The following is a 334-nucleotide window of genomic DNA, read 5'->3' on the forward strand; positions in this document are numbered from 1 at the left end:
TACCACAGGCTGCCAATGGCGTAATCTTCCAAGTGATTTTCCAAACTGGCAAACAGTCTATTTCTACTATCAGATTTGGCGGAAAGTAGACGAGAATGGCATAAGTCTTCTCGAAAAAGTGCATAAAAAAATTAGTTGAAATCTATCGTGAGCAAGATGGACGTAAGAATCAGACAAGTTTCTGCATCGTAGATGCACAAAGCGTGAAAAACACATGGATAGCTGGTGAAAAAGGCTATGATGCTGGAAAGAAAGTGTCAGGAATCAAAAGACATATCGCTGTAGATACGAACGGTCTCATTCATGCTATTGAAGTAACAACCGCGAATATAAC

At 39.8% G+C, this 334-nt stretch carries 1 pseudogene; it reads left to right on the top strand.

What is annotated here, in order from left to right:
- A pseudogene (locus COK05_RS31995) lies at window positions 1–334 on the top strand (transposase); the annotation flags it as partial.

The organism is Bacillus cereus (assembly GCF_002567495.1).
Lineage (GTDB): Bacteria > Bacillota > Bacilli > Bacillales > Bacillaceae_G > Bacillus_A > Bacillus_A cereus_AQ.